The following is a 24,870-nucleotide window of genomic DNA, read 5'->3' on the forward strand; positions in this document are numbered from 1 at the left end:
CTGGCTATGCGGAGCGGACGTAGAACGGGGCGGTGTTGTCGAGGAGCCACGCCGCCAGTGGGTCGGCGGGGTCGCTGAGGAACACCGTGTCGACGCCGTACGGGACCACGGTCTCGCGGATCGCGGTGTTAACGGCGTCCAGGGCGGTCTGACGGGTCTGTGGGGTGTCCGGAGCGAGCGCGACGCCGATGATCAGCGACCCTTCGGCCCCGATGACGGCCCATGCGCGCCGGGCATTCGTGACCTCGCGCGTGCCCGCGAAGGCGATGCGGAGCGACTCCAGAAACGCGACGGGCTCCTCGGCGGGCTCGCCGAGCATGATCTGCGTGCCGGCCTCCACCGTGCTGCCTTCGCCGCGGAGCACGTGCATGCCGGCGGCATGGATCGGGAGGCCGACGTCGCCGCCGGGGTTCACGGCGAGCCCCAGACCGGGCGGGAGAGTGCGGACGAAGGCGCCGCCGGGCGTCACGGCGTAGGTCATCTGACCCGCGCCCTTCTTGCACTGTTCCTCGGAGGTGTAGACGGCGACGTATCGCGCGTCCTCGATCATCATGATCGGAAGTGCGGCCTGGCCGTCGTCGCCGGCTCCGGAGGGCAGGGGAACCCAGACCTCGGCCCCGGCCAGTGCTCTGAGGAAGACGTCACCGTCGACCTGGCCGATGCGGAACGCCATGAGCGTTTCTTCCAGCGGGTTGGCGGGAAACGTCATCGCTCTCCTTTTCCACGCACGGCCTCACGCAGTCGCGCGGTGAGTTCTTCGGCATGCTCGTTGGCGGTGATCATCTCCTCCTGGTCGTCGCACACGACAAAGAATTCACCGAAATTATGCGGCCCGGAATAAAGGGCGTCGACCATTGCGGCGGCGGTGTCGAGAGTCTCCTGTGGAGACCCGCTCACATCGGCGAGGGCATCCCGGAGGTCGAGGAGCATGAGATACCAGCCCAGGGTGCGTTGCCCCTGGCTGTGCAGAATCTCCACCAGTTCGTCAACGACCCGGCGGGTGGTGGTGAGCCGGTCGTCGAGGGAATCTTCACTCATGGTAGTGGCTCTGATCCGACTACTCTTCCGCCGGCCCATGGAGCCGGTACGTAGATCTGTTCTCCGCCGCCATGATATATACCGCCCTGATTGGCGACAGGGCCGTGATAAACGCGCGTTCCGGCTGGCAACTGTATCGCATGGCGGGAATCGACGGGTGATGAGGCCACATAGCCGCCGCTTCCGGTGGTCCACGTCGGCGGGACCGCGCTGTCTATTCGCACATTCGCCCTCGACGCGGGCGGATCCGCGGTGAACCAGCGCCCGTACGGCTGACTCGCCGTACCGCCGCGGTAGAGCGTCGTGTCACGAGGCAAGGTCAGTTCGTTGTAGCGCCCGCCGGCGAAGTTGGCCGCCGGGTTGCCCGGCATCGAGGCGAGTGGGCCGGGGTTGTTGACCATGTCGTAGCGGTACGAACGGCGAGATCCGCTCAGCATCCTGCGGAGCCAGCCCGCAGCCGGACGGAAGACGCCGGACGGTGCCCGCCCACCCCCGCCGCCGCGTCCCCGCCGCCTGGTGACCCGGTCCCAGCGTGTCCGGAAGTCACCCATCGAGGATCACCTCCAGGGCCATGTCGATCAGGATGTCGATGGCCGCCTGCGTGATCATTTTGAAGAGGGGGATCTCCGCCAGTGACGCCCCGAAGGTGACGACGGCCGTGGCGATGGCCTGGGCGATCTGGATCGCGAGGATCACCAGCTGCACGATCACGTTGATCTTCAGGGCGAGGACGATGCCGCCGCAGACCATCAGCCCCGCGCCGATGATGGTGGCGGCGGTCCCGAAGTCTTCCAGGTTCGACTTCGCCGAGTCGTCCTTGGACCAGGCCTCGCGGAACGCCGTGATGTCGTCGCCCTTGTTGGCCTGCCATACCTGCTGAGCGTGGGCGTCGGCGTCGCCGAGCGGCCCGCCGTGGCCCGCTGCGAAGCTCATCCAGGCGCCGCCCATCTCGAACAGCTTGGTCTCGTCTGCCTCCGGCCAGGTGAAGCCCAGCATCGACAGCAGCGAACGCAACTCGCCGGGAAGCTGGAGGCCCATCAGCCGAGCACGTCCCGGACGCGGTTGACCTCCATCACGTTGGACTGTTCGGCCTTCGTGTAGTTGACTGCCACCGCCGTCACGACGTCGGCGTCCTCGGTCAGCCGCTGCACGTTCTCCTCGTAGCACTCCACCGCGACCTCGTAGATCGCCTGGTAGCACCCGCCGATCAGGGACCCGATGTCGTCGGTCCCCCAGGGCTGGCCGAACCCGCTCAACTCCTGCTGGAACGCCGCCCAGTCGGTCTTCAGCTGCTCGGCCGAGGATCTGATCCCGCCACCCGATCGGCTGATCAGTTCCGGATCGACCTCGTATCCCGGCATGCCCATCGATCCACTCCCTGGCCCGTGTCGGTCACCTTCGCTCGAAGCTGTTCATCAGGTCTCGGAACGCTTGTGTCTGTGCGGCCAGCTGGCGCAGACTCCGGTCCTGGAGGTCACCCAGCCCCTTGGTCAGCTCGGTCAGGCTCGCCCTGTCGACCGCCTCCGCCGGCCGGCCGGCGTTCGCGTCCTCCAGGTCCGCCAGCGCCGCGTTGACCGCGGCCATCGCGCGTCCGGCCAGCTCGGAGGAGGCCAGCCGCATCCCGCGCTGGTCGATCTCCACCTTCTCGACGCGGCCTGTCGCCGACAGCGTGACCGTGACCAGGTGGTCGGGATCGCGCCCCACCCCGCGCAGCTCTCCGGGGGCGGCCGTGGACGTGTCGCGCAGGGTCTCGGCGGCGCTGACCGTGCGGCTGAGCAACCCGTCGAGCTCGTCCTCGGATCGGCTCATCACATCCTCGCCCGGATCCGCACCGACGCCTCCGCCAGTGACTCGTTGATCAGCGCCAGCCCTCGCATGCCCTGCTCCTGAACGTCGCGGAGGGCGCCGACCAGTGCCGCGGGATCTGTGACGGGCGGCGTCTCGTCCGCCGACCTGCCCGCGAGATCCTCAAGCGCCGCGTTCACCGCGGCCGCGATGTGCGCGCCGAGCTCTTCCGGGGAGCGGCGCATCGTCCGAGCGTCGAGTTCCAACGCCACCAGCCGCCCGCGGGACGCGGTCGCCCGGACACGTTCCTCGTCGGAGGTCCCGACACCTCGGGCCGCCGTGTCGTCACGACGCGTCTCACCGTTCCGGCGCTCAGCGCGAAGCTCCGCCAAGCGTTCGCGTGCCTCGCGCAGCCGCTGTTGGGGATCGTCGTCAGGGGAGGCGCTCATCGCAGTTCCTCTGCAGGCCCACTGTTCTGTGAGCTCCCGGACTCTACCAATCCGTTCTTGCCGTAACAGCGGCCGGAAGCGGACACGGAACGCCGAACATAGCGGTTACCTGCGGCTTTGCGGCCCATTCGAAGGAGTTGAGGGCCTGGGCCGATTTGGACCGCCGGCAGGGTGAGCTGGACGACCACGTTGATCTTCAGTGCCAGAACGCTGCGCCAGGACTCTTCTCGACGCCCTGCCCGGCGGCGCCACCCATGAGGAGAAGCGCCGCTCGCTCGTCGACGTGGGGCTGCCGGGCAACTTCCTCTATCTGCCGTCGGGCACACACCTGCCGGGGACGCGCGATTCGGGGCACGCGGGAGCCGGGGAGGCGTGGGGGTCAGCCTAGGAGGGCGTTGATGGCCTGGTCGATGAGGAGGTCGATGATCATTCCGGCGATCTCTTTGAAGATGGGGATCTCGGCCAGGGAGGCGCCGAAGGTGACCGGGGCGGTGGCGATGGCCTGGGCGATCTGGATCGCCAGCAGGATGAGCTGGACGATCACGTTGATCTTCAGTGCCAGGACGATGCCGGCGCAGAGGAAGAACGCGGCGCCCACGGCCATGGCCCCGGTCGAGGCGTCCTGCAGGATGGCGGCGGGGGAGTCCTCTTCACCCCAGGCCTTCTGGAACGCCTGGATGTCCTCGCCCTGATTGCCCGACCACACCTGCTGGGCGGCGCTGTTGGCGTCGGCGGCCATGCCCTGGACCGTCCCCGAGAAACCCATCCAGGTGGAGCCCAGCTCGAAGAGCTTGCTCTCGTCCGCTTCCGGCCAGGTGTACCCCAGCATCCCCAGCAGTCCGATGAGCTCGCCCGGCAGTTGCAGTCCCACGGTCAGCCGTTCAGGGCGGCCGAGATCGACGTGACGTCGCCGACCATCTGCTGTTCGGCCTTCTCGTAGTTGTCGGCCACGGCCTTCAGCTTCTCGGCGAACGCCGTCATGTCCTCGGCGGCGCCGGTGAACGACTCGTTCGCCTGCTCCTGGATCGCCGTGTAGGACATGCCGATCAGCATGCCGATGTCGTCGCCGCCCCAGGGCTCGCCCATGCCCTGGACCGTGGACATCAGGCTCGTCCACTCCTGCGACAAGCGGTCCCCGGCGTCGGACAGGCCGCCGGCCGCGGTGCGCAGAGTCTCCGGCTGGATCGTGTAGCCGTTCGCGGTCATCGCGTCCCCTGTTCGTGAGGTTCGACGAAGTGGGAAGGAGCATATCGGGCAGAACGGTGGAAAAAAGAACGATATTGTGCGCGCAACGTCCCCTGCCTCCCGACGAGGAACACGAGTTGAGCACACCACCTATGCCTGGAGGGCCCTACCCGCCGCCGGGTGTGCCCGGCGGCCCGCCCCCCGTCTACCCGTCGTTCCCGCCCGGTGCGGCCCCGCCGCCCTACATCCCGCCGCCCGGCATGCCGGGCGGCCCGCCGCGGCACAAGGGCAATCCGGCCGCCTTCCTGATCGTCCTGCTGATGGGCCTGCTGGTCCTCGGCGGGTGCGGGGTCGGCGGCTTCATCCTGCTGTCGGACGGCGACGACGACTCCAGCGGCAGCACGACGTCCGGATCGAGGCCGCTGCTCCCGACCTCGGTGCCCACGCCGACGTACTCGGCGCCGTCGTTCCGCCCGAGCACTCCCTCCACTCCCCGGAAGGTCGAGGTCGGGCTGTCCTTCTTCGCGCGGTCGGTCTCGACGAGCAGCGGCACCTATCTCCAGTCCAGTTCCTGGGGCAAGAGCTGCACGTCCGGCACCAAGATCAAGCCGAAGCTGGCCACGCTGCTGCGCCGGGAGAACTGCAAGGGCAGCCTGTACGGGGCCATGTACCAGGGGCCGAACAAGCGCACCTACGTCCAGATGACGCTCATCCAGTTCCCCGACTCGTCGACCGCCAGGTCGGTGTCCCGGCGCGTCAACAGCTCCACGGCGCCGGTCATCCGCGTCGCGTACGGGAACGAGCCCGGCCACTGGTGGTCGAGTTCGTCGGTGGGCGAGTACGTCCTCATCCGGCAGTCGTTCAACAACGAGGCCAGGCTGCCCGGCCCCCGGAGCGGCCCGGCGCAGGTGCTCGGCGACGTCCTCATCCGCCGCTTCCAGGCCGAGCTGTCGAACGTCTACACCTGGTCCAACTGATCTCACGGCGGGCCCGTCGTCAGCGGCGGTTGTTGCCGATCTTGGAGATCGTGTCGTTGAGGGCCTGGGTGATGAGCTCCATCTGGCGGAGGCTCTGGTTCTGGATCTCCTCGACCTGCTTGCCGAGGGCGGCCGTGTCGACGGTGTCGCCCGTCGCGGCGGCGGCGGCGGCCTTGGTGCGGAGGTCGTCGAGGGCCGCGTTCACCGCGACCACGATCTCCTCGCCGAGCGCCGCCGACGCCAGGCGCATGGCGCGGGGATCCATCTCGACGCTCTTGAGGCGGCCGCCCAGGCTCACCGTGGCCTTCACCCGGCCGTCGGCGGCCAGCCCGACGCCCTCGACCTGCGGCGCGTCGCCCCGCGCGGGGGCCGCCGAGCCGGCGGCACCGGGCGCCGCGGCGGCTTTGTCGCCCCCACCGCCCTTGCGCATCGACTCCAGGGTCTTGCGCGCGTCAGTCAGCATGCGATCCAGCTCGGCGCCAGAGAAGTCCGCCACGCTCCGCCCCTTCATGATCATGAACAGTGCCTGTAGGGAGAATAACGAGATCCCGATGTGCGGGGTATGGCGCGGGACGCCGCGCCTGTCATCATCATGGGTTGCGAGTGTCGGCGGCGCAGAGGGGATACGGGGATACCCGGCGTCTCGTAGGCTTGCGGGAGAGGAAAGGGAGGCAGGTGTCCGACTCGAGCTGGCAGCACGCCGTACTGCGTGATCTTGGTGCGTCCCAGCGGGGACTCGCGACGCTCGAGCCCATGTCAGGGGGCACCGACCAGGGTGCGTGGGGCGCCGAGGCCGTACCGCGGCCGGCACCCGAGCCCGCCCAGCCGCTGGCCGCGCCGGCTGTGATCCCGGGCCCGGGACAACCCGAGGTGATCCAGGGCACCGGACAGCCCGACGTGATTCAAGGCACCGGAATGCCGGACGTGATCCAGGGCACGGGGATGCCCGATGTGATCCAGGGCACGGGGCAGCCTGACGTGATCCAGGGCACCGGAATGCCGGACGTGATCCAGGGCACCGGGCCTGTGCCGCCGGTCGTGCCGCCGGCCGACGAGCCGATGCTCCAGAGGACCGGTCCGGTCCCTCCGATGGAAGCTCCCGTTCCGCCGACCCAGCCGTATTCCGCGCCCGTCCATCAGCAGCCGCAGACCGTCGAGCCGCAGACCTACGAGCCGCAGACGTACGAGCCGCAGACCCACGAGCCTGAGACCTTCGAGCCCGAGGCCGCCGAGGAGGCGATGGCGGCGCCCCTCGTCAACGAGGAGTTCAGCTGGGACGCGGCCATCTCCCCGGTTCTGAGCGGTCAGGCGCCGGGTGCGCCGGGCGTCGTGGCCGAGGACGAGCCCGGGGAGGCCTACCCGGGCGGCTCGTACGACCAGCCGGCCGCCCAGGCGGGTCAGCCCGCTCCGGCGGCCCCGCATGCTCCCGCGGCCGATCCGCAGCACGCCGCGGGCGGCGTCCCCATGGCCGACGAGTTTGTCCGCAAGAACGTCCACGGCGACCCCCTGATGCGCCGGGTCGGCCGGGGCATGCGCAAGGCCGTCGGGGCGTCCGGTTCCGCCGGGGCGAAGACCCAGGCCGAGATCATCGAACTGCTGCAGCGGCCGGTGTCGAGCTACCGCCAGCTCGCCGTGGCCAGCGTCCGCGGTGGTGCGGGCAAGACCACCATGGCCGCGATGCTGGCGACCCAGCTCGCGCGGCACCGCACCGACCGCGTGCTCGCCATGGACGCCGACGCCGAGCTGGGCTCGCTGCCGCTGCGTCTCGGCGTCCGTTCGGAGCTCTCGCTGTTCGACCTGGCGGCGCAGCAGCCGCGCAGCTTCGAGGAGGCCGCGCGCTACCTCATGCGCACCAACGACGGCCTGTGGGTGCTGTCGTCTACCCGGGGCGGCCGTATCGCCGGCGAGTTCAACCTCGAGACCTTCCAGACAGCGCTCTCCTCGCTCGCCCGCTACATCTCCACCGCGGTGATCGACTGTGGCGCGGGCATCCTGACCGAGCTGCACCGGGGCATCCTGTCCACCACCCACGGCCTGGTGCTCGTCACGCCCGGCACGGTCGACGGCGCGTTGAGCGCCCGCGGCGCGCTGGAGTGGTTCGCGAACAGCGGCCAGCAGGCGCTCATGTCCCGTACGGTGATCGCGATGGTGATGCATGCCCCCCAGGTCGGTGCCGACCTCGAACGCGCGACCCAGATGCTGGGCGCGTGGGGGCTGCCGGTCGTCCAGGTGCCGTACGACCGGCATGTGGCGGCGGGGGCGGCGCTCGACCTGACCAGGATCGGCGTGGCGACGCGTGCGGCCGTCGACCGGGTCGCCTACGAGGCGTTCGGGCGCGCGCTCGGCATGCCGGGGGTGGCGCGGTGAGCTGTGACCTGGTCGTGCTGGCCCGGCGGCAGCCCGACGTGCACGCCGTCATCGACGGCATGGTGGCGCTGGGCGAGGCCGTGCACATCCGTGGCGGCGACCCCAAGCCCACCCTGCTCTACGACGCCGACCGGCGGCTGCTGGTCTCGATCGAGGACCCGGTCCTGGTCTCCGTGCCGGGCGAGGTCGGGCGGCTGCTCGGCCCCGAGTTCGGCGCCCGCGCGCCCGCCCCGGTGTGGTGGGTCGACGTGCGCGTCGTCGCCGACCTGCCGGACGCCCAGCGGGTCGCCCGCAAGTTCGCCGAGGCGCTCGTGCACTGGGTGGGCGGGACGATCTATCCCGACGGCGCTCCCGAGGCCCAGGTCCGCAGCTGGAAGGCCACCGAGCAGCCGGCCGGCGGTGGCGCCGCGTCGTACTCCGGCGGAGTGATCCAGAGCTAGGGCGTGCCTCGAAGCCCGCGCCCGTAGCGAGCGAGGTGTGCGCCAGAGCGTCGCGGAGTCGGGCGGCTGGCTGTGAGAGCGGAGTAGGGGGCGTGGCCTTGAGATACGTCCGGGCCCGAAGCGCTCACGCGGGGTCGTGGTGGGCGAGGACGCGTGCCAGCAGGTGGACGAGCTGATCGCGTTCGGCGGGCGTCAGCGGCGCGAGCAAGGTGTCCTGGACGCCGGCCAGCACCTTGTCGAGCCGCCGGAACTGCTCGCTCCCGGCCGGCGTGACCGTGACGACATTGCGGCGCCGGTCCGACGGGTCGGGCGAACGTTCGATCAGCCCGCGGTCGGCGAGGTCGTTGAGCGCCGCCACCACGTCGCTGCGGTCGATCCCGGTGCGGCGGCCCAGCGTCGCCTGGCTGGCGGGCCCGAACTCCTCCAGCGCCGCCAGCAGCCGGTAGTGGTAGCCGCGGGAGTCGGTGGCGGCGAACGCCTCCGCGAGCAGCCGGTGGGCCTGGACGGACGTCTGGCCGATCAGCCAGGTCGGCAGCTCCATCAACCGCGATGGCGTCTCGTCAGTCATGGGCGCCAGTCTAGCGAGGTTGTTGGTGCCGCCCACGATTTCGGCGCCGGTGAAACGCGGCGCGGCGCCCGCCGGAGGGGCGGGCGCCGCGCGATGGCCGATGGTGGTCGGCCGGTCGTGGTCAGTTCGACCAGCTGATCACGTTGGCGATCTCGATGCCGAGCTCGCCGGAGGTGTTGTAGACGGTGCCGTTGCGCTCGCCGGCGTCGCTGCCGCTCGCCCAGTAGCCCTGCGAGTAGACGACGAACTGGCCGCGCGTCCAGCTGCGGGTCCAGGAGCTGGGGTTGCGGGTCAGGGTCGGCAGGCCGCTGCCCGACGGCGGCAGGAGCAGCGTCGGGTCGGCGCCCTCGCTGGTCTCGTCGTTGACCGCGGCGGCGGCCGACGAGTCGGCGAAGCGCAGGACCGAGACCACGGTGACGATCGTGCGGGACGGGTTGGTGTAGAGCGCGGACTGCATGTCCTGGGTGCAGGAGTTGGCCCGCAGCGCCTTCTGCAGCTCGGCGCCGGCGCGGCTGACGCAGCTGCCGGACCGGATGCCGCCGGCCCGGGTGTACAGGGTGCCGGCGGTGGTGCTCACCGTGGGCTTGAGGATGGTGCTCAGGTCCTGGGTGGTGGCCGACTGCGAGGCCGACGGCGAGCTGGGGGCGGTGGCCGTCGGCGAGAACGTGATGGGCTTGTTCGCCTTGTCGTCGCTGCTCAGCACGACGAAGGCGCCGACGGCGACGACGATCACCACGAGGACCGCGCCGATGATCAGCAGCGGGATCAGCGGGCCGCCGCCGCTCGGCGGGCGCTGCGGCGGGGGCGGGTAGCCGCCCGGGCCGGCGCCGTAGGGCGGTGGCTGGCCGTAGGGCGGCGGGCCCTGCATGGGGCCCTGCGGCGGAAATCCCGGCTGGCCGGGCGGAGGATATCCCGGCTGGCCGGGCGGAGGGTTCTGGCCAGGCCATTCAGGAGGGTTCATCATCGCTCCAGGCCGGTAGTCATGAAATAAGAGTAAAGGTCGGGCAAGACTACCGAGCACCCAGCCTAGGTCACACCAGAGATCCTTCATCTTGCGTCATCGGAGGTCATTCCGGGTTGCTTACCTTCAGGAAACGCTGAGCTCCCGTGGAGGTCAGGGTCGGTGTCCCGGCGGGGAAAGGAAACGCTTACCAACGGTGGCGAACGCACGGAACGGCGCCTTTGGTTCGCCGTTTGTGTCGATCTTGATGGTGATCTACGGGGCCATGTCCAGATGCTGGACAAGGGCGGCGAGTGGCGCGGTTCGTAATGGCTTCAGGCCTCGCCGGTCTCGGCGGTGATCATCTTCTTCATCGGCTCGGTCGCGGGGCCGCTCAGCACCGCGGCCGCCGCGACGGCGACCAGCAGGATGACGGCCGACGCCCAGGCCATCGTCTCGACCGGCAGAGTGAACGCGCCGGCCAGGCGGACCAGGCACTCGGTCACCAGGGCCGCGCCCCAGATGAGGCTGAAGCGGCGTTCGAGACGGCGGAAGGCAGGCGAGGCCGCCGCCAGCCGTTCCCACGCCGCGTCCCGGGCCGCGTCGCCCACGGTGAGGAACGGCTTGAGCCCGGCGGACATGAGCGGCTTGGCGCCGAACGCGGACACGAGGATGGCCAGGCCGATGACGCTGCTGACGCCGGAGTCCTTGGCCAGCATCAGCCGCGCGTCGCCGGTGACGAAGCTCAGGACGATCCCCGCCACGTTGACGATGAGGATCAGGCCGGCCAGGCCGTTGAACGCGCGGTCCTTGACGGCGGAGACGACGGTGCGGAGGCCGGGGACGACGCTGCTGAGCACGAGCGAGGCGACCAGCCCCATCCCGAGTCCCTTGTGGAGCGCGTAGTAGGTGCCAAGGGGCACGGCCACATCAAGGGCGAGAGGCGCCATCGCCGCAGCCAGCCCTTGAGGCGGCCCCGAGCGTCGCGCATCTGTCCGCGCGTCCTTCCGTTCAGCCTTTCGCGCGCCTGTCGGCGCGCCAGTCCGTGCGTCCGCCCCCGCGTCTGTCGGCGCGCCAGTCCGTGCGTCCGTCTGTGCGTCCGTCTGTGCGTCTGTCGGCGCGTCCGCCCCCGCGGCTGACCGTGCGTCCGCCTGTGCGGGCTTCGCCGGGGCGGTGATGAGCTGCGCCATTGTGAGTTCCTCCGCGTTCGCTTAGCTGTGTTCACAGCTTCGCGAGAAGCGGGGGCAGGGCGGCAGAGCCGTTGATCCACGGCTCGGCAGTACAAATGTCCTGGTGCCTGGCCGAGCCTTACACCTGGCGGGCCTTACGCCTGGCTGCCGGACTGGAGGTGCTGCATCAGGTGGCGGTGGCGCTGCCAGCCGTCCGGTGAACGGCCGTCGCCCAGCGGGAAGAGCGTCAGCGGCGTCCGCGCCGGGCCGACCTGCTGGCCCGGGATGCCCGCCGGGCCGGTGATGTTGCCGCTCACGGCGAGGGCCACCGGGGCGGGGGCGCCGGTCCAGCGCGGCTCAGTGGTGAGGTCGGCGCGGCCGGGCGTGAGCTGGACGAAGAGCGAGGCGACGGGCTGGTCGGCCGCCATCCCGCCGACCAGGGACGGCAGGTGCTGGAGCGGGGGAGGGTCTTCGGGGGCGTAGCCGACTGTGACAGTGCTCACTTCGGCGATCCCGCCCGCCCCGCTCGCGGAGAACTCGCAGACGGCCTGGGCCGCGCGCGGGCCGTCGCCGCCGACGATGAGCCGGCCGCCCGAACGTCCCCGCACGTACTCGGTGAACCGGTCGGTCTGCCAGCGGTGCTCCAGGGGCTCCGCGGGGCCCCAGCCCGCCGGGGCCTTGCCGGTGAGAAGCTGCAGGAGCCGTTCGACCGGGCCGCCGAGATCGCCCTCGCCGCCGTGCCGCATGCGGTAGACGAGGGTGAGCTGCGCGCCGATCGGCGCGGCCGGGCGGCTGGTGAAGCCGGGCGCGTAGTCGCGTGCCTCGGGGACGGGTGTGAACGCGCCGCCCGACCATTGCAGGGGCCGTCCCGTCAGGCCCTCGTAGTAGCCGTTGCCGTCGCGGACGACCCACTGCACCGTGGTGCCCGCCGCGACCGTGCGCAGGGGCAGCGAGAGGCGCGAATCCAGCGGCGTGACCAGCTGCAGCAGGCGGCCGGAGTCGGCGCTGGCACCGATGGCCTCGGTCAGCCACGGGTGCAGCGCGACCACGGGCCGGTCCTGCAGTACGACCATGGCCTGATCGGTCAGCGCGTCGACGGTGCTCATCCTGCGGACGAGTCTAGTGGGGATCGACTTTGCCGTGATGGCCGTGACAGGTGTCCCAAGTGTGCTGAAATGTAACGGATGCAGCGATTGGCCGAGCCAGACAACGCGTTCTGGGACGACGACCCGGCTCCGCAGTCGCCGCGGCATCAGCCGCGGCCGCCGACGCGGGGGCGGGGCTGGCGCGTGCTCGGATGGGTGTCGATCGCGATGTCGGTGATCATGGTCGTCACCAGCATCGGCGCGTACATGACCTGGCGCAGCATCGACGGCCAGATCGACCGCGAGAACGTGGACGACAAGCTCGGCGACAAGCGCCCGGCCAAGCTCAACAACTCGATGAACATCCTGCTGATGGGGTCGGACACGCGCGCCGGTGAGAACGCCCGCTACGGAACCGAGGGCGGGGAACGGTCCGACACCACGATCGTGCTGCACATCTCGCCGGGCGGCGAGCGCGCCATCGGCATCAGCTTCCCGCGCGACACGATGGTGCAGATCCCCTCGTGCACCAAGCGGGGCGGCGGCAAGTCGCCCCCGCAGCTCGCCATGATGAACGCCGCGTACTCGATCGGCGGCCCGGCCTGCACCTGGAAGACGATCGAGGCGACGACCGACATGCGCATCGATCACTACGTCGAGGTCGACTTCTCGGGCTTCAAGCGCGTGGTGGACGCCCTCGACGGCGTCGAGATCTGCGTGCCCAAGGCGATCAACGACCCGAAGGCCGAGCTCGTCCTCAAGAAGGGCCGGCAGACCGTGCGCGGCGACCAGGCGCTGGGCTACGTGCGGACCCGTACCGGCGGGCTGGGCGACGGCTCGGACCTGTCGCGCATCCAGCGCCAGCAGGCGTTCATGGCCTCGGTGGTCAAGAAGGCGACCAGCAAGGGCATGCTCACCGACCCGGGCAAGGCGTACGGCTTCCTGTCCGCCGCCACCAAGTCGATCAAGGCCGACGACCGGCTGACGCTCTCGGTCATGCAGAAGCTCGCGGGCAGCCTCAAGGGCATGAGCGCGGGCAAGGTGCGGTTCGTCACCGTTCCGGTGCAGGCCTACCCGCAGGACAAGAACCGCGTGCAGTTCAACATGGCGCTGGCGACGCCTCTCTTCCAGGCGGTGAAGCAGGACAACACCCTGCCCGAGCCCGCGCCGCCGCCCATTCCAGCGCAGGGCAAGGGCGCGAAGGTGCCGGCGCGCCCGATGCGGCCCGGCAGGGTCCAGGTCGCCATCTACAACGCGACCAAGACCGACGGGCTCGGCCAGCGCACCGCCGAGCAACTGGAGGAGAAGGGCTTCAAGATCGGCAAGGTCGGGACGAAGAAGGCGCCCGCCGGCTTCAAGACCCAGATCCTCTACGGGGCGGGCGCCGAACGTCAGGCGGCCACCCTCGCCGCGGCCCTGCCCGGCCATCCGCCCCGGCCGTGGGCCGCCGGCAAGCCGGGGCTCGTCTACCTGGTCATCGGAAAGGACGGCGCCGTCATGCCCGGCGCCGGCAAGCCCCTCCCGAAGATCGACGGAGAGGTCCGTGCGGACCGCGACGTCTGCGCCGCGCAGGCATGAGGCCAGGTCCGGGGCGAGATGAAAACTCGATGAAGATAACCGGCGATGCGGACTAATCCGTCAACGCTACACATGCCTCGCAGGTATCTTGGCGGCGCGCAAACCAAAAACAGCACCAAAGCGTCATAAGTAAGACAGGTACCACTGGCCTGGCCAGCTCCCCCCTCGTGTCGTCCTCACGGCGCCGACCCTCGGCGGCCCGTGTCCCCGCAGACGGCCCCTCCTGGAAATGGACCGCATGCAGCCCGAACCCTTCGCCCTGCTGATGACCGTGTACGGCGGTGATCGCGAGGACTACGTCAGGGCGGCGTTCCGAAGCGCGGTGGATGCGCAGGAGCTCCGTCCCGGCCAGGTGGTGCTGGTGCAGGACGGCCCCGTCTCACCCGAACTGGCGGTCTGCCTGAAGGAACTGGTGGCCACCAGCCCCGTCGAGGTGACCTTTCTCCAGCTGGAGCACAACCGGGGCCTCGGACCCGCCCTGGACGCGGGCCTCCAGGCCAGCCGGTACGACATCGTGGCCCGCATGGACGCCGACGACGTGGCCATGCCGCAGCGGTTCCGCCTCCAGGTGCCGCTCGTCCAGGCGGGCGCCGACCTGGTCGGGGCCGGCCTGCTGGAGTTCGGCGCCGACATCGACGACGTCGTCGGCCAGCGCATCCCGCCCAGCGACCCGTTCGACATCGCCCGGTACTCGCGGCTGCACGACCCGTTCAACCACCCGACCGTGGTCTACCGCCGCAGCGCGGTGATCGCCGCGGGCGGCTACGGCGACCTCCCGCTGATGGAGGACTACTGGCTGTTCGCCCGCATGATCAAGAACGGCGCGCAGGTGGTGAACGTGGCCGAGCCGCTGGTCTACTACCGCGTCGGCGACGGCGCGTACGAGCGCCGCGGTGGCCGTGACCTGCTGCGGTCCGAGCTGCGCCTCCAGCGTGAGATGCGCCGCGAGGGCTTCATCTCGCGATCCCAGTACTGGCGGAACGTCGTGGTGCGGGGCGGTTACAGGCTCGTCCCCACGCCGATCCGCCGTCCCGTCTACCGGCTGCTGGTGGCACCGTACGGCGCTCGCCGCAACAAGACCCGCGGCAAGCTCGAGGTGGCCGCCCCCGTACGCGAGAAGCCCGCCTACGTTCCCCGGCACGCCGCGCCTCCGCACGACCCGCCCCAGGCCGGGCACCAGTTCCCACCCCACGCCTGAGCCTGCTCCCCCTCAGATCCTGCTCCCCCCATATGCCGAACGCCCCGGTCCCTTGAGAGGGAGCCGGGGCGCTGTGCGGTCAGGCGTCAGGAGACGGGACGGCTCCAGAGGACGGGCTGCTCATCGGACCGGGTGACCGTGCGGCCCACGCCGAGGAGCGTGCCGTCGAGGGCCGCCAGTCCGGTGATCTGCTGGTCGCCGGGGCCGCCCAGGCCCTCGCCGCCGGGCTTGGCAGGGGTCCAGGAGGTGCCGTCGGCCGAGGTCCAGGAGACCACGTCCGTGGCGCCCTGGCGGCCCGTGACGCCGGTCGCGGCGAAGCCGCCGGGCGTCTCGGTCAGCGCCGTCACGTCGATGCCGGTGGCGCCGTCCGGGGCGGGCAGCTTGGTCTCGCGCCAGCTCTTGCCGCCGTCCGTGGAGACGTAGGCGAGGGCCGTGTTGGCCGTGCCGGTCGTCGCGGTGCCCGCGGCAACGAGGATGTTGCCCTTGGCGGCGACGTGGCTCAGGAAGCCCTCAGGCAAGCCGCCGGGCAGTTGCGGCTGCTGCAACGTCCACTGCTTGCCGTCGGTGGAGGTCCACACAGCGGGACGGTTGGCGGGAGCGTTGCCGGCGTTGGGATCGCGTACGCCGCCCACGGCGACGTAGCCGAACGAGCCGCCGGCCACCGACCGCATCCAGCGGTTGGAGTTGGGCAGGACGGCCAGCGCGTTCGAGCCGACGCCCTTGCCGCGCTCCCACTTCTTGAGGTCCGCGGAGAACCAGGTGGTGGCGGAGAGACCTTCGTCACCCACGATCACGTAGCCCGTCGGCCCGGAGGCCGCGGCGAACGTGGTCAGCGAGTCGCGCGCGGGCCGGAACTCGGCGTTCCCGTCGACGGCCTGCCAGGTGGCGGCGTCGGCGGAGGTGAGGACGACCGGCTTGCGCGGCGTCGCCTCGTCGAACCCGACCGCGAGCCAGCCCGACTTGCCGGCCGTCACGTCCAGGAGCATCTGCGAGCCCGAACGGGTCAGCGCGCTCCCGGAACCCTTGCCCGCGGTCCACGACCTGCCGTCCTGCGTGCTCCAGAGAGCCGCGTCGCCGCCCGCGCTGCCGACCGCCACCGCGCGGCCCTCGCCGGCGGCGACGGCCGCGACGTTGTGATCGGGGCGCTCGGCACCGGGAACCTTGGCCGGGTCGACCGGAAGCCGGGTGCCGCTCGCGTCCCAGACCGACAGCAGCGGGTCGTTGTCGCCCGCCCCGGCCGTCCGGCCGACCAGCACGGCCTGCTCGCCGGACAGCGCGGCGCCCTGCAGGGCCTGGCCGGACTTGTTGGTGAGGAGGCCCGCGTCCTGCCAGGACCTGCCGTCCCGCGTGCGCGAGATCAGGATGTCGCGGCCCCGGACGACGAGGGCGGCGTAACCGGAGTCGGTGGCGAGGATCTGCGACACCTGCCGGTAGCCCGAACTCTCCACCTTGCCGGCGGCAGTCCACGACTGGCCGTCGGTGGAGGTGTACGCCTGGCCGTACGGCCGCTTCTTGCCCTCCTGAACCTCGCGGACCACCAGGAGGCCCGGCTTGCCGCCGCCGATCGAGAGGCCGCGGGAGCCCTTGGGCGCGGGGACCTTGGCGGGCGCCCAGGTGCGGCCGCCGTCGTCGGAACGCCAGACCCGCCGGAAGCCCGCCCTGGGCTTCTTCGGGTCGGGGATGTGCGAGGTGCCGAGCAGGATGGCGTTCCCGCTGGCGGCGGCCTCGATCAGCGTCACCTTGCCCTTGCGGGCCGGGGCCGGGATCGCGACCTTGTCGCCGATCAGCACCTCCCAGCGCTTGCCGTCGGCGGACAGCCAGAGCGCCGGCTGCGAGTCGCTGAAGTCGCCTTTGCGGGAGTTCTCCCCAATGGCGACGAAGCCGCCGCCGCTGGTGATGACCTGCTTCACCCGGTTGCCGGGGCCGAACACGTCGCCGATGGCGTCGGGCTGGCGCTCCCAGTCCTTGCCGTCCCGGCTCGTCCACACCGCGCCGCCGCCGGCCCGCGAGCCGATCGCGACCCAGCCGCGGTCGGAGCCGGCGACCTGCCGCGGCACGTCGCCCGAGGCGGGGTCGGAGCCCTCCAGCCCCCCGACGGAGGCCTGCTTGAACGTCTTGCCGCCGTCGCCGGAGACCAGGAACACGCCGCGGTCCTGGTCCGGGTCGGCCTCCTCGCCGACCGCGACCACGGTCGAGCCGACCGAGGAGACGTCGGTGAGCTCCTGCTGGCGGCCGTCCGTGCGGGCGGCCGGATCGATCGGGAAGACGTTCTTGGCGAGCTTGAGGCTGCCGTCGCCACCGTCGTCCTCGCCTCCGCTCAGCACGACGAAGCCGCCCGCGGCCACCAGCGCGACGGCGGCGAGCCCGCCGACCCCGATGAGCAGCGGCTTCTTGCCGATCTTCAGCCCACGCCCGCGCTTGCCGCCGGTCGGCGTACGCCAGGGCTCGTCGATCTGGGGCGGCGGAGCCAGCGGAGTCGGTGAGGCGGCGGGCCCGGCCTGACCGGCGCCCGGGATCTCCTGGGCGTACGGGAAGGGAGGGGGCGCGGCCGACGCGTTCGGCGAGGGAACCCCGGGGATCTCCTGTGCATAGGGGAACGGCTCAGGAGCCGCGGGAGCCGGGGGCGGCTGCGCACCAGGAATCTCTTGCGCGTACGGGAAGGGCTCGGGCGCAGCAGGGGCGGGCGGCGGCTGCGCGCCAGGGATCTCCTGGGCGTAAGGGAAGGGCTCGGGTGCCACAGGAGCGGAGGGCGGCTGCGCGCCGGGGATCTCCTGCGCGTAGGGGAACGGCTCAGGCGCCGAGGGAGCGGGAGGCTGAGGCTGACCTGGGATCTGCTGCGCGTAGGGGAACGGCGCAGGCGGGGGCGGGGTGACCGGGGGCTGAGGCTGCTGTGGCCCGGCCGTGTGCCGCGAGAAATCCGACATGGTCATGTCGAGAGACGGGTTTCCCGCGGGAGGGCTCGCCGGGGCAGGCGGCGTGGCGCCCTGGGCGGGTGTTCCGGCCTGGCCGGGAGCGATGAAGGTCGTCGCCTGCGAGTCGGCCTGCGCGCCGGCTTGCGCGTCAGCCTGGGCATCGCCCTGCGGCTGCGGCGCCGCCGCCGGGGACTGGGGCTGCCCGGTGCCGGGAGCCGCGATGAACGTGGTGGCCTCGGCGTCGGCCCGCGTGGCGGGTTCGGCCTGCTCGCCGGTACCGGCCTGCTCGCCGCCACCGGGCTGCTTGGCTGGGACGACCTGCGTCCGCATCGCGTCGCCCACGTCGGCGTCCGTGATCGTCTGATCGTGGACGGTGGGCGGCTCCGCCTCGACGGGGTCCGGCGGCAGCTGCGGCGGCTCCGGCAGCAGGTGGGCGCCCGGGGCGGCCTGGCCCTCGTCGAGCCACTGCGGCGGAGGGGGAGCCGAGGGCTGGTCGAAGGAGTCAGCCCGCGTCTGGTCGTCGCCCGGCTCGTCGTCCGGAGTCCTCGGTGTGGTCACGCCGGTCTCCCGTGGTCGTCATCGTCGCCAAGGATGATAGCGACGCCTTCAGCATGGATTCACCGGCTGAGCTGCGCCTGGGGTCGCCCGGCGGGCTCAGGGCGACTCCACGTCGCGCAGCAGCTCCTCGGTCGGCCTGGGGCCGGTGCGCACCCCGTCCCACAGCCCCTTCCGGAGGCCGCGGCGCAGGGTCGTGCGGTCCGCGGAACCGGCGTACGTCCGCGCCCAGCGGCGCAGGGTCGAGGCCGCGTAGAGCGAGCGCTCGACCGGAGCGAGGCCACGGCTGCGTGTGAACAACCACACCTTGTTGCGCACTTCGAAGTAGAAGCGGTCGCCAGGGTCGGCGTCGGTGCCGCCGAAGGTCTTCGTCTTGTGCACGACCAGGCTGGCCGGGCAGTAGAGGCCCACCCGGCCGCGCAGCAGCCGGGTGGTGAACTCGAAGTCGTCGTTCCACAGGAAGTAGTCGGCGATGGGCAGCCCGCGTTCCCGTACCGCCTCCGCGTCGACGAGGATCGAGACGAACGAGGCGGACCGGACCGGCGTGCACCCCGCCGCGGCCGCGGCGGCGAGCTCCTCGCGGGTCGCGCCGGGCTTGGTGCGCGGCGTGTTCATCGGGTGATCGCGGCCGTCGGTCCAGACGACCCGGCTGGCCACCAGCGCCGGCGGTGCCGGCGAGCCCTCCCGGGCGGCCAGCAGCGCCGCGAGCGCCGCCGGCTCGGGGACGGTGTCGTCGTCCATCAGCCAGATCAGGTCCGCGTCGCGGTCGAGCGCCCGGGCGATGCCGATCGCGAAACCGCCCGCGCCCCCGGTGTTGCCGGTCAGCTCGACCAGCTCGACGTCGCCGAACCGGTCGCGGACGAGACCGGCCGTGCCGTCGCTCGACGCGTTGTCGACGACGACGACGGCGTCCGGGCGCCGCGTCTGCGCCGTCAGGGCCGTGAGCGCCTCGGCGAGCAGCTCCCGCCGGTTGTAGGTCACCACGACGGCGACGACGCGGGCGGTCATCCGCGCGAGGTCGTGCTCGCCGTGCGGCTGGAGAGGAGGGGGCCGGTCTCCTCCTCGGCCACGGTGCCGTCGAGGGGCTCGGCGCTCTCGTCGCCCGCCGCGTCCTCGGGGGCGGCGGGCGCGGGGGGAGCGGGCGCCTCGACGCCCCTCATCCGTTCGACCAGGTGCCAGTAGCCCACGCGCATCTTCCAGACGGCCTGGTTGCGCTCGCTCAGGTGGCGCGCCATGAGTTTCGGCAGGGCGGTCGCGCGCTGCTCGTTGCGCTCCCGCTGGAGGTCGCCGATCTCCGTCCGCAACATCGAGATCCTGTCCAGGAGGCCGAGGATGGTGTGGGTGGCGGCGTCCAGCAGTTCCGGATCGCCCGGCGCCGGCGCGGGCCCGGCCACCGGACCGGGCTCGGCCAGCAGCTCACCGAGATCGCCGACCACGTCGTAGCCCGCGTCGCGCACGGCCGCGACCAGGCTCTCCGACGTCCGCGCGGCCCACTCGCGGCGGTCCGCCGGCAGCGGCACCCGGCCGGGCTCGCCACGGCCCGGAAGGATCTTGAGCGCGAGGACGTCGGTCACCAGCTGGTGGTAGAGCCACATGGGCGCGTCCTCGTCGACGGCCTGGTTGAGGCGCCGCAGCAGCTCGGTCTCGGTCCAGCTCAGCGACGAGTTGGTGCGGGCCTCGGACAGGTCGACCAGCTCGGGATCGATGCCGATCAGCGAGGCGAACCGTTCCCAGAGCAGGGTCGGCGGGCTGCCCGGCCGCGGCATCGTGAGGACGTGGATCCGCTCGGGCGGCAGCACCGCCGCCCAGCGGCCGAGCACGCCGGGGATGTCGTGCACGCGCCAGAACCACGCCCCGGCGGCCTCGTCGCGCGGGCCGTCCACGACCTCGGACAGCCACTTCCCGAAGTCGAAGTGGAACCGGTGCTTGACGTACTCCTGCCACTCCGACGGCAGCAGGCTGCCCAGGTCGCGGGCCGAGTAGATCACGTGCACCTCGGCAGGGGCGAGGGACTCGACCGCCCGCTTGACCTGGTCGGCGTCCGTCGCCGCGAGCACCTCGTTGGAGATCACCGCGACGTGGCCGGAGGATTCTCTGATCCGTTCGACCAGCCGATCCCACGCGCCGTCCCAGTCCGGCGCCGGGTCGTCCGGTTCGCGCCGCAGTCCGCGCAGGTCACGGGTGGCCGCCACATGCGCGCCGAACGATCCGCCGGGCATGATCACGCCGTGTTCGGCGAGGAGTTCGGCATTGCGCCAGAGCACGCCCTGCACGAAGGTGGTTCCGCTCTTCGGGGCGCCGATGTGCAGGAAGACGGTCTGTGGCGGGGGGGCGGGTGCGTCGGGCACCTGAAAACTCCCGGTCGGTCTCGTTGATCTCGCGCGGGACGCGTGGCACGGCGGCGCGCTGTACAAACCAGGAAAATACCGTCTAAGTAGTGCAACCTGGTCATCTAGGCCTGTCGGCGCAGGTATCTTAGCGACGCAGCGCCCTCAATCGTCCCAGAGTTCGCCGAAGTGGACTCCTGCTGGAGTGGGGTGCGGCTCCCCCTCGTCGACACAAAGGACGTCCGTGAACGTTGATCTCGTGGTGGTCGGGTCCGGATTCTTCGGGCTGACCGTCGCCGAACGCTGCGCGACCGAGCTGGGGTTGAAGGTCCTCGTGCTGGACCGGCGCGACCACCTCGGCGGCAACGCCTACAGCGAGGCCGAGCCCGAGACCGGCATCGAGGTCCACCGGTACGGCGCGCACCTCTTCCACACCTCCAACGAGCGGGTGTGGGAGTACGTGAACAAGTTCACAACGTTCACGGGCTACCAGCACCGGGTGTACTCGACCTTCAAGGACCGGGTCTACTCGATGCCGATCAACCTCGCCACGATCTGCGAGTACTTCGGCCGGGCGTTCTCCCCGGACGCGGCGCGGGCGCTCGTCGCCGAGCAAGCCGGTGAGATCACCGACGCGCGCAACCTGGAGGAGAAGGCGATCTCCCTCATCGGGCGACCGCTGTACGAGGCGTTCATCCGGGGCTACACCGCCAAGCAGTGGCAGACCGACCCCAAGAACCTGCCCGCCGAGATCATCACGCGGCTGCCGGTGCGCTACACCTTCGACAACCGGTACTTCAACGACAAGTACGAGGGCCTGCCGGTCGACGGTTACACCGCCTGGCTGGAGCGCATGGCCGACCACCCCAACATCGAGGTGCGGCTCAACACCGACTTCTTCGACGTGCGCGGCGACTACGCGGGGCGGGTCCCGGTCGTCTACACCGGCCCGCTCGACCGCTACTTCGACTTCGCCGAAGGCGAGCTCGGCTGGCGCACGCTCGACTTCGAGATGGAGGTCAGGCCGACCGGCGACTTCCAGGGCACCCCGGTGATGAACTACGCCGACGAGGACGTGCCCTACACCCGCATCCACGAGTTCCGGCACTTCCACCCGGAGCGGGACTGGTATCCCGCCGACAAGACCGTGATCATGCGGGAGTACTCGCGCTCGGCCGTCCGCGGCGACGAGCCCTACTACCCGATCAACACCCCCGAGGACCGGGCCAAGCTGCTCGCCTACCGCGAGCTGGCCAAGGGCGAGAACGACGTGCTCTTCGGCGGCCGCCTCGGCACCTACAAGTACCTCGACATGCACATGGCGATCGCGAGCGCCCTCAGCATGGTCGACAACCGGCTGCGGCCCCACTTCGCGCAGGGCGAGCGGCTCATCTCTGGAGGAGTGGACGAATGAGCACCGATCAGCCGAAGAGCGCCGATCAGCTGCGCGTACTGCACCGCGTGATCATGCCCGCGGAGCGGGACTTCGACGTCCTGAAGCTCTACGTGGACGGCAACGCCGTCTTCGGCCGCAAGGCCGCGGACCTGCAGAGCGCCGCCGAGCAGGTGCTGTTCGAGCAGGACAAGCCGAGTGCGGCCGCGGGCACCGGCACCGCCTACCGGCCGGCCACCAAGGAAGACCAGGCCGAGATCGTCGGCCGCCGGAGCATCGTCGTGCCGTCGGGCGCGCGCGTCTCGTTCTGCAGCTACTTCAACGCCTTCCCGGCCAGCTACTGGCGCCGCTGGAGCACCGTCGAGGAGGTCACCCTCCGCCTGCGCGTGCGCGGCGAGGCGACCATCCTCATCTACCGTTCCACCGGCAAGGGCCACTTGGAACGCATCAAGTCGCTGCACGTCGACTCCGACACCTCGGTCGAGGAGAGCGTGACCCTGCCGCTCGCCCCGTTCATCGACGGCGGCTGGTACTGGTTCGACATCGTCGCCGACGGCCGCACCGCCGTCCTCGAAGAGGCGGAGTGGTGCGCGGACGCCGGGCAGATCGCCCAGGGCACCGCCACCATCGGCATCACCACGTTCAACCGGCCCAAGTTCTGTGTCGAGCAGCTCATCGCGCTGGGCGGCGCCGGCGACGTCCTGGACGTCATCGACGAGATCGTGGTGGTCGACCAGGGCACCGACCGCATCGAGGACCACCCCGACTTCGCCGACGCGGCCGCGGCGCTCGGCGACAAGCTGCGCGTGATCGACCAGGCCAACCTGGGCGGCTCCGGCGGCTTCGCGCGCGTCATGCACGAGACCGTGGAGAGCGGCCGCAGCACCTACGCCCTCCTGCTCGACGACGACGTCATCCTGGAGCCCGAGGGCATCCTGCGTTCGATCACCTTCGCCGACCTCGCCAAGTCGCCGATGATCGTCGGCGGCCACATGCTGGACCTCTACAACCGGTCGGTCCTGCACGTCTTCGGCGAGTCGATCGCCCGCTACCGCTGGTGGATGGTGCCGGCCGCGCACACCCACCTGTCGCACGACCTGGCCCAGGCGCCGCTGCGCCACACCGACTGGCTGCACCGCCGCGCGGACGTCGAGTACAACGCCTGGTGGATGTGCCTCATCCCGGTCGACGTCATCCGCAAGATCGGCCTGTCGCTGCCGTTCTTCATCAAGTGGGACGACATCGAGTACGGCCTGCGGGCCAAGGCCGCGGGCATCCCGACGGTCTCGCTCCCGGGCGCCGCGGTGTGGCATGTGCCGTGGCACTCCAAGGACGTCATGACCGACTGGCAGGCGTACTTCACCGAGCGCAACCGCGTCATCACCGCGCTCATGTACTCCCCGTACGACCGCGGCGGGAACATGCTCAAGGAGAGCCTGTTCATCACCGTCAAGCACGCGCTGGCCATGCAGTACTCGACGGCCGAGCTGATGCTGATGGCCATCGAGGACGCGCTCAAGGGCCCGCAGGACCTGCACCCCTCGATCGTCACCAAGATGGGCGAGCTGCGGGAGTTCCGGGCCGACTTCACCGACGCGCGCGCCAAGCCCGACCTGGACGCCTTCCCTGCCGTGAAGCGCAGCAAGCCGCCGCGCAAGGGCCGCGACGTCGTCCCGCCGAAGAACCGGCGCGCGATGTTCCAGACCGCGATCCTGGGCGGCATCCGCCAGCTCAAGCCGGTCGGCCAGCTGCCCAAGAGCAACCCCGAGGCGGTCGTCCCGCACGTCGACCAGACCTGGTGGCTGCTCACCAAGTTCGACAGCGCGCTGGTCTCGTCCGCCGACGGGACCAAGGTCGCCTGGTACCAGCGCGACCCGCAGCGGTTCTGGTCGCTGATGAAGCGGGCCTCCGCGCTCCACGCCCAGCTCGGCAAGGACTGGGCGCGGCTGAGCCAGGAGTACAAGGACGCGCTGCCGATGCTGACCTCGCAGGACGAGTGGGTGGCGACCTTCGACAAGGCCAGCAAGGGATGACCGTCACGTCGGGGCGCCCCGCGTCCGGGGAACTGCAGGAACCCGGACGCGGCGGCGGCCTCGCCGAGGTCGTCCGGCGCCGCTACCTGCTGCGGCTGATCGTCCGCCGGGAGCTGCGCGCCCGCTACCAGGGGTCGCTGCTGGGCATCGGCTGGTCGTACGTGCGGCCGGCCGCCCACTTCTCGGTGTTCTTCTTCGTCGTCGGCGTCTTCCTCGGGATGAACAAGAACGTCCAGCACTTCCCGATCTTCATGTTCGCCGGCCTGATCCTGGTCTCGTTCTTCAACGAGACCCTGATCAACGCCACGCACTCCGTGCAGGGGAACGCGCCGCTCGTGCGCAAGGTCTACCTGCCGCGCGAGCTGTTCCCGGTGGCCTCGCTGCTGGTGTCGTGCGTGCACCTGGTGCCGGGCCTGGCGATCGTGACCGGCGTCTCGATCGCCTGGGGCTGGACGCCCAGCGTGCTGTCCATCGGATCGGCGCTGCTGGGCTTCGCGATGGTGGCCGTGTTCGGCATGGGCCTCGGGCTGATGTGCAGCGCGTTGCACGTCTTCTACCGGGACACCGACAAGGTGGTGGACATCGCCACGCTCTTCGTCACCTGGTCGGTCCCGATGATCTACCCGTGGACCGTCGTGCGCGACACCGCGCCCGGCTGGGCCCTCGACCTCTATCTGGCCAACCCCATCGCGGACGCCGTGCTGCTGTTCGAGCGCGCGTTCTGGTGGCCCACCACCGACCGGTCGTTCGTGTTCCCGCCGAACCTCACCCGGGACGGCCTGATCTCGCTGGCGATCGGCGGCGTCGTGCTGGTGCTGGGCCAGCTCGTCTTCGCCCGGCTGCAGCGCCGGTTCGCCGAGGAGCTGTGACC

The 24,870-nt window shown here is 70.9% G+C and carries 25 protein-coding genes; 9 read left to right on the forward strand and 16 right to left on the reverse strand.

The genetic code is table 11. The features are described from left to right. Positions 1-4 precede the first annotated feature (4 nt). From ACGFNU_RS46335 to ACGFNU_RS46360, 6 genes are all read right to left on the reverse strand, one after another. A complete protein-coding gene (locus ACGFNU_RS46335; RefSeq protein ID WP_392603091.1) occupies positions 5-709 on the reverse strand; it encodes an enhanced serine sensitivity protein SseB in 705 nt (234 codons plus the stop codon). Beyond that, entirely contained in the window at positions 706-1,038 is a 333-nt protein-coding gene (locus ACGFNU_RS46340; RefSeq protein ID WP_392603092.1) for a hypothetical protein, read from the reverse strand. Before ACGFNU_RS46340 ends, ACGFNU_RS46335 begins: the two co-directional genes overlap by 4 nt. A gap of 543 nt (positions 1,039-1,581) precedes the next feature. Beyond that, the gene (locus ACGFNU_RS46345) at positions 1,582-2,076 is read right to left on the reverse strand and encodes a hypothetical protein (RefSeq protein WP_392603093.1); all 495 of its coding nucleotides are present in this window, start codon (positions 2,074-2,076) and stop codon (positions 1,582-1,584) included. Continuing rightward, entirely contained in the window at positions 2,076-2,405 is a 330-nt protein-coding gene (locus ACGFNU_RS46350; protein WP_392603094.1) for a hypothetical protein, read from the reverse strand. The genes ACGFNU_RS46345 and ACGFNU_RS46350 overlap by 1 nt, the downstream gene beginning before the upstream one ends. Positions 2,406-2,430: 25 nt before the next feature. Beyond that, complete coding sequence (locus tag ACGFNU_RS46355; protein WP_392603095.1) at positions 2,431-2,847, reverse strand: YbaB/EbfC family nucleoid-associated protein; 417 nt, start codon at positions 2,845-2,847, stop codon at positions 2,431-2,433. Continuing rightward, complete coding sequence (locus tag ACGFNU_RS46360; RefSeq protein ID WP_392603096.1) at positions 2,847-3,272, reverse strand: hypothetical protein; 426 nt, start codon at positions 3,270-3,272, stop codon at positions 2,847-2,849. The genes ACGFNU_RS46355 and ACGFNU_RS46360 overlap by 1 nt, the downstream gene beginning before the upstream one ends. 199 nt (positions 3,273-3,471) lie before the next feature. Here ACGFNU_RS46360 and ACGFNU_RS46365 point away from each other — a divergent pair, with 199 nt between their 5' ends. Beyond that, the gene (locus tag ACGFNU_RS46365; protein WP_392603097.1) at positions 3,472-3,660 is read left to right on the forward strand and encodes a hypothetical protein; all 189 of its coding nucleotides are present in this window, start codon (positions 3,472-3,474) and stop codon (positions 3,658-3,660) included. Here ACGFNU_RS46365 and ACGFNU_RS46370 read toward each other — a convergent pair. Continuing rightward, the gene (locus ACGFNU_RS46370) at positions 3,652-4,143 is read right to left on the reverse strand and encodes a hypothetical protein (RefSeq protein WP_392603098.1); all 492 of its coding nucleotides are present in this window, start codon (positions 4,141-4,143) and stop codon (positions 3,652-3,654) included. The genes ACGFNU_RS46365 and ACGFNU_RS46370 overlap by 9 nt on opposite strands. A 2-nt stretch (positions 4,144-4,145) precedes the next feature. After that, a complete protein-coding gene (locus tag ACGFNU_RS46375) occupies positions 4,146-4,478 on the reverse strand; it encodes a WXG100 family type VII secretion target (protein ID WP_392603099.1) in 333 nt (110 codons plus the stop codon). 116 nt (positions 4,479-4,594) lie between these two features. Between ACGFNU_RS46375 and ACGFNU_RS46380 the strand changes: the two genes are divergently transcribed. Then, positions 4,595-5,434 carry a hypothetical protein gene (locus tag ACGFNU_RS46380; protein ID WP_392603100.1) on the forward strand — a complete coding sequence of 280 codons (840 nt, stop codon included), beginning with the start codon at positions 4,595-4,597 and terminating at the stop codon, positions 5,432-5,434. Positions 5,435-5,453: 19 nt separating this feature from the next. Here the strand turns inward: ACGFNU_RS46380 and ACGFNU_RS46385 are convergent, their stop codons facing one another. Then, the gene (locus tag ACGFNU_RS46385) at positions 5,454-5,930 is read right to left on the reverse strand and encodes a YbaB/EbfC family nucleoid-associated protein (protein ID WP_392603101.1); all 477 of its coding nucleotides are present in this window, start codon (positions 5,928-5,930) and stop codon (positions 5,454-5,456) included. Positions 5,931-6,187: 257 nt separating this feature from the next. Here ACGFNU_RS46385 and ACGFNU_RS46390 point away from each other — a divergent pair, with 257 nt between their 5' ends. Together ACGFNU_RS46390 and ACGFNU_RS46395 are read left to right on the forward strand one after the other, a co-directional pair. Further along, positions 6,188-7,801: a hypothetical protein gene (locus ACGFNU_RS46390; RefSeq protein WP_392603102.1), complete on the forward strand. Its 1,614-nt coding sequence runs from the start codon at positions 6,188-6,190 to the stop codon at positions 7,799-7,801. Next, positions 7,798-8,241 carry a hypothetical protein gene (locus ACGFNU_RS46395; protein WP_392603103.1) on the forward strand — a complete coding sequence of 148 codons (444 nt, stop codon included), beginning with the start codon at positions 7,798-7,800 and terminating at the stop codon, positions 8,239-8,241. Before ACGFNU_RS46390 ends, ACGFNU_RS46395 begins: the two co-directional genes overlap by 4 nt. A gap of 124 nt (positions 8,242-8,365) precedes the next feature. Here the strand turns inward: ACGFNU_RS46395 and ACGFNU_RS46400 are convergent, their stop codons facing one another. From ACGFNU_RS46400 to ACGFNU_RS46415, 4 genes are all read right to left on the reverse strand, one after another. Beyond that, complete coding sequence (locus ACGFNU_RS46400; RefSeq protein ID WP_392603104.1) at positions 8,366-8,809, reverse strand: MarR family winged helix-turn-helix transcriptional regulator; 444 nt, start codon at positions 8,807-8,809, stop codon at positions 8,366-8,368. 121 nt (positions 8,810-8,930) lie between these two features. Beyond that, complete coding sequence (locus ACGFNU_RS46405; protein WP_392603105.1) at positions 8,931-9,677, reverse strand: hypothetical protein; 747 nt, start codon at positions 9,675-9,677, stop codon at positions 8,931-8,933. A gap of 407 nt (positions 9,678-10,084) precedes the next feature. Beyond that, positions 10,085-10,699 carry a VC0807 family protein gene (locus tag ACGFNU_RS46410; protein WP_392603106.1) on the reverse strand — a complete coding sequence of 205 codons (615 nt, stop codon included), beginning with the start codon at positions 10,697-10,699 and terminating at the stop codon, positions 10,085-10,087. Positions 10,700-11,073: 374 nt separating this feature from the next. Then, positions 11,074-12,024 (reverse strand): DUF6177 family protein, encoded by a 951-nt coding sequence (locus tag ACGFNU_RS46415; protein ID WP_392603107.1) that lies wholly within the window; start codon positions 12,022-12,024, stop codon positions 11,074-11,076. A gap of 78 nt (positions 12,025-12,102) precedes the next feature. On the opposite strand from ACGFNU_RS46415, the gene ACGFNU_RS46420 reads away from it, so the two are divergent. Together ACGFNU_RS46420 and ACGFNU_RS46425 are read left to right on the forward strand one after the other, a co-directional pair. Next, the gene (locus ACGFNU_RS46420; protein ID WP_392603108.1) at positions 12,103-13,581 is read left to right on the forward strand and encodes an LCP family protein; all 1,479 of its coding nucleotides are present in this window, start codon (positions 12,103-12,105) and stop codon (positions 13,579-13,581) included. Between the two features lie 238 nt (positions 13,582-13,819). Then, positions 13,820-14,779, forward strand: coding sequence for a glycosyltransferase (locus ACGFNU_RS46425; protein WP_392603109.1), 960 nt, complete (start codon positions 13,820-13,822; stop codon positions 14,777-14,779). An 86-nt stretch (positions 14,780-14,865) separates the two neighbouring features. Here the strand turns inward: ACGFNU_RS46425 and ACGFNU_RS46430 are convergent, their stop codons facing one another. The 3 genes from ACGFNU_RS46430 to ACGFNU_RS46440 form a co-directional block, all read right to left on the reverse strand. Continuing rightward, complete coding sequence (locus tag ACGFNU_RS46430) at positions 14,866-18,249, reverse strand: WD40/YVTN/BNR-like repeat-containing protein (protein WP_392603110.1); 3,384 nt, start codon at positions 18,247-18,249, stop codon at positions 14,866-14,868. Positions 18,250-18,345: 96 nt separating this feature from the next. Then, positions 18,346-19,254: a glycosyltransferase gene (locus ACGFNU_RS46435; protein ID WP_392603111.1), complete on the reverse strand. Its 909-nt coding sequence runs from the start codon at positions 19,252-19,254 to the stop codon at positions 18,346-18,348. Further along, a complete protein-coding gene (locus tag ACGFNU_RS46440) occupies positions 19,251-20,594 on the reverse strand; it encodes a hypothetical protein (protein WP_392603112.1) in 1,344 nt (447 codons plus the stop codon). Before ACGFNU_RS46440 ends, ACGFNU_RS46435 begins: the two co-directional genes overlap by 4 nt. 223 nt (positions 20,595-20,817) lie before the next feature. Here ACGFNU_RS46440 and glf point away from each other — a divergent pair, with 223 nt between their 5' ends. The 3 genes from glf to ACGFNU_RS46455 are packed head-to-tail and all read left to right on the forward strand — an operon-like array spanning position 20,818 to position 24,868. Continuing rightward, positions 20,818-21,987 carry a UDP-galactopyranose mutase gene (gene glf, locus ACGFNU_RS46445; protein WP_392603113.1) on the forward strand — a complete coding sequence of 390 codons (1,170 nt, stop codon included), beginning with the start codon at positions 20,818-20,820 and terminating at the stop codon, positions 21,985-21,987. Further along, a complete protein-coding gene (locus ACGFNU_RS46450; protein ID WP_392603114.1) occupies positions 21,984-23,999 on the forward strand; it encodes a glycosyltransferase in 2,016 nt (671 codons plus the stop codon). Before glf ends, ACGFNU_RS46450 begins: the two co-directional genes overlap by 4 nt. Next, positions 23,996-24,868, forward strand: coding sequence for an ABC transporter permease (locus ACGFNU_RS46455; RefSeq protein WP_392603115.1), 873 nt, complete (start codon positions 23,996-23,998; stop codon positions 24,866-24,868). The genes ACGFNU_RS46450 and ACGFNU_RS46455 overlap by 4 nt, the downstream gene beginning before the upstream one ends. Positions 24,869-24,870: the final 2 nt, after the last annotated feature.

The sequence above is a fragment of the Spirillospora sp. NPDC048911 genome (genome assembly GCF_043198015.1).
Lineage (GTDB): Bacteria > Actinomycetota > Actinomycetes > Streptosporangiales > Streptosporangiaceae > Spirillospora.

What these genes read in the sequence shown, in the direction of transcription:
- ACGFNU_RS46335 (WP_392603091.1), bottom strand. Translation starts at nt 709, where the DNA reads ATGACGTTTCCCGCCAACCCGCTGGAAGAAACGCTCATGGCGTTCCGC.
- ACGFNU_RS46340 (WP_392603092.1), bottom strand. Translation starts at nt 1,038, where the DNA reads ATGAGTGAAGATTCCCTCGACGACCGGCTCACCACCACCCGCCGGGTC.
- ACGFNU_RS46345 (WP_392603093.1), bottom strand. Translation starts at nt 2,076, where the DNA reads ATGGGCCTCCAGCTTCCCGGCGAGTTGCGTTCGCTGCTGTCGATGCTG.
- ACGFNU_RS46350 (WP_392603094.1), bottom strand. Translation starts at nt 2,405, where the DNA reads ATGGGCATGCCGGGATACGAGGTCGATCCGGAACTGATCAGCCGATCG.
- ACGFNU_RS46355 (WP_392603095.1), bottom strand. Translation starts at nt 2,847, where the DNA reads ATGAGCCGATCCGAGGACGAGCTCGACGGGTTGCTCAGCCGCACGGTC.
- ACGFNU_RS46360 (WP_392603096.1), bottom strand. Translation starts at nt 3,272, where the DNA reads ATGAGCGCCTCCCCTGACGACGATCCCCAACAGCGGCTGCGCGAGGCA.
- ACGFNU_RS46375 (WP_392603099.1), bottom strand. Translation starts at nt 4,478, where the DNA reads ATGACCGCGAACGGCTACACGATCCAGCCGGAGACTCTGCGCACCGCG.
- ACGFNU_RS46390 (WP_392603102.1), top strand. Translation starts at nt 6,188, where the DNA reads ATGTCAGGGGGCACCGACCAGGGTGCGTGGGGCGCCGAGGCCGTACCG.
- ACGFNU_RS46400 (WP_392603104.1), bottom strand. Translation starts at nt 8,809, where the DNA reads ATGACTGACGAGACGCCATCGCGGTTGATGGAGCTGCCGACCTGGCTG.
- ACGFNU_RS46405 (WP_392603105.1), bottom strand. Translation starts at nt 9,677, where the DNA reads ATGCAGGGCCCGCCGCCCTACGGCCAGCCACCGCCCTACGGCGCCGGC.
- ACGFNU_RS46410 (WP_392603106.1), bottom strand. Translation starts at nt 10,699, where the DNA reads ATGGCGCCTCTCGCCCTTGATGTGGCCGTGCCCCTTGGCACCTACTAC.
- ACGFNU_RS46415 (WP_392603107.1), bottom strand. Translation starts at nt 12,024, where the DNA reads ATGAGCACCGTCGACGCGCTGACCGATCAGGCCATGGTCGTACTGCAG.
- ACGFNU_RS46420 (WP_392603108.1), top strand. Translation starts at nt 12,103, where the DNA reads ATGCAGCGATTGGCCGAGCCAGACAACGCGTTCTGGGACGACGACCCG.
- ACGFNU_RS46425 (WP_392603109.1), top strand. Translation starts at nt 13,820, where the DNA reads ATGCAGCCCGAACCCTTCGCCCTGCTGATGACCGTGTACGGCGGTGAT.
- ACGFNU_RS46435 (WP_392603111.1), bottom strand. Translation starts at nt 19,254, where the DNA reads ATGACCGCCCGCGTCGTCGCCGTCGTGGTGACCTACAACCGGCGGGAG.
- ACGFNU_RS46450 (WP_392603114.1), top strand. Translation starts at nt 21,984, where the DNA reads ATGAGCACCGATCAGCCGAAGAGCGCCGATCAGCTGCGCGTACTGCAC.
- ACGFNU_RS46455 (WP_392603115.1), top strand. Translation starts at nt 23,996, where the DNA reads ATGACCGTCACGTCGGGGCGCCCCGCGTCCGGGGAACTGCAGGAACCC.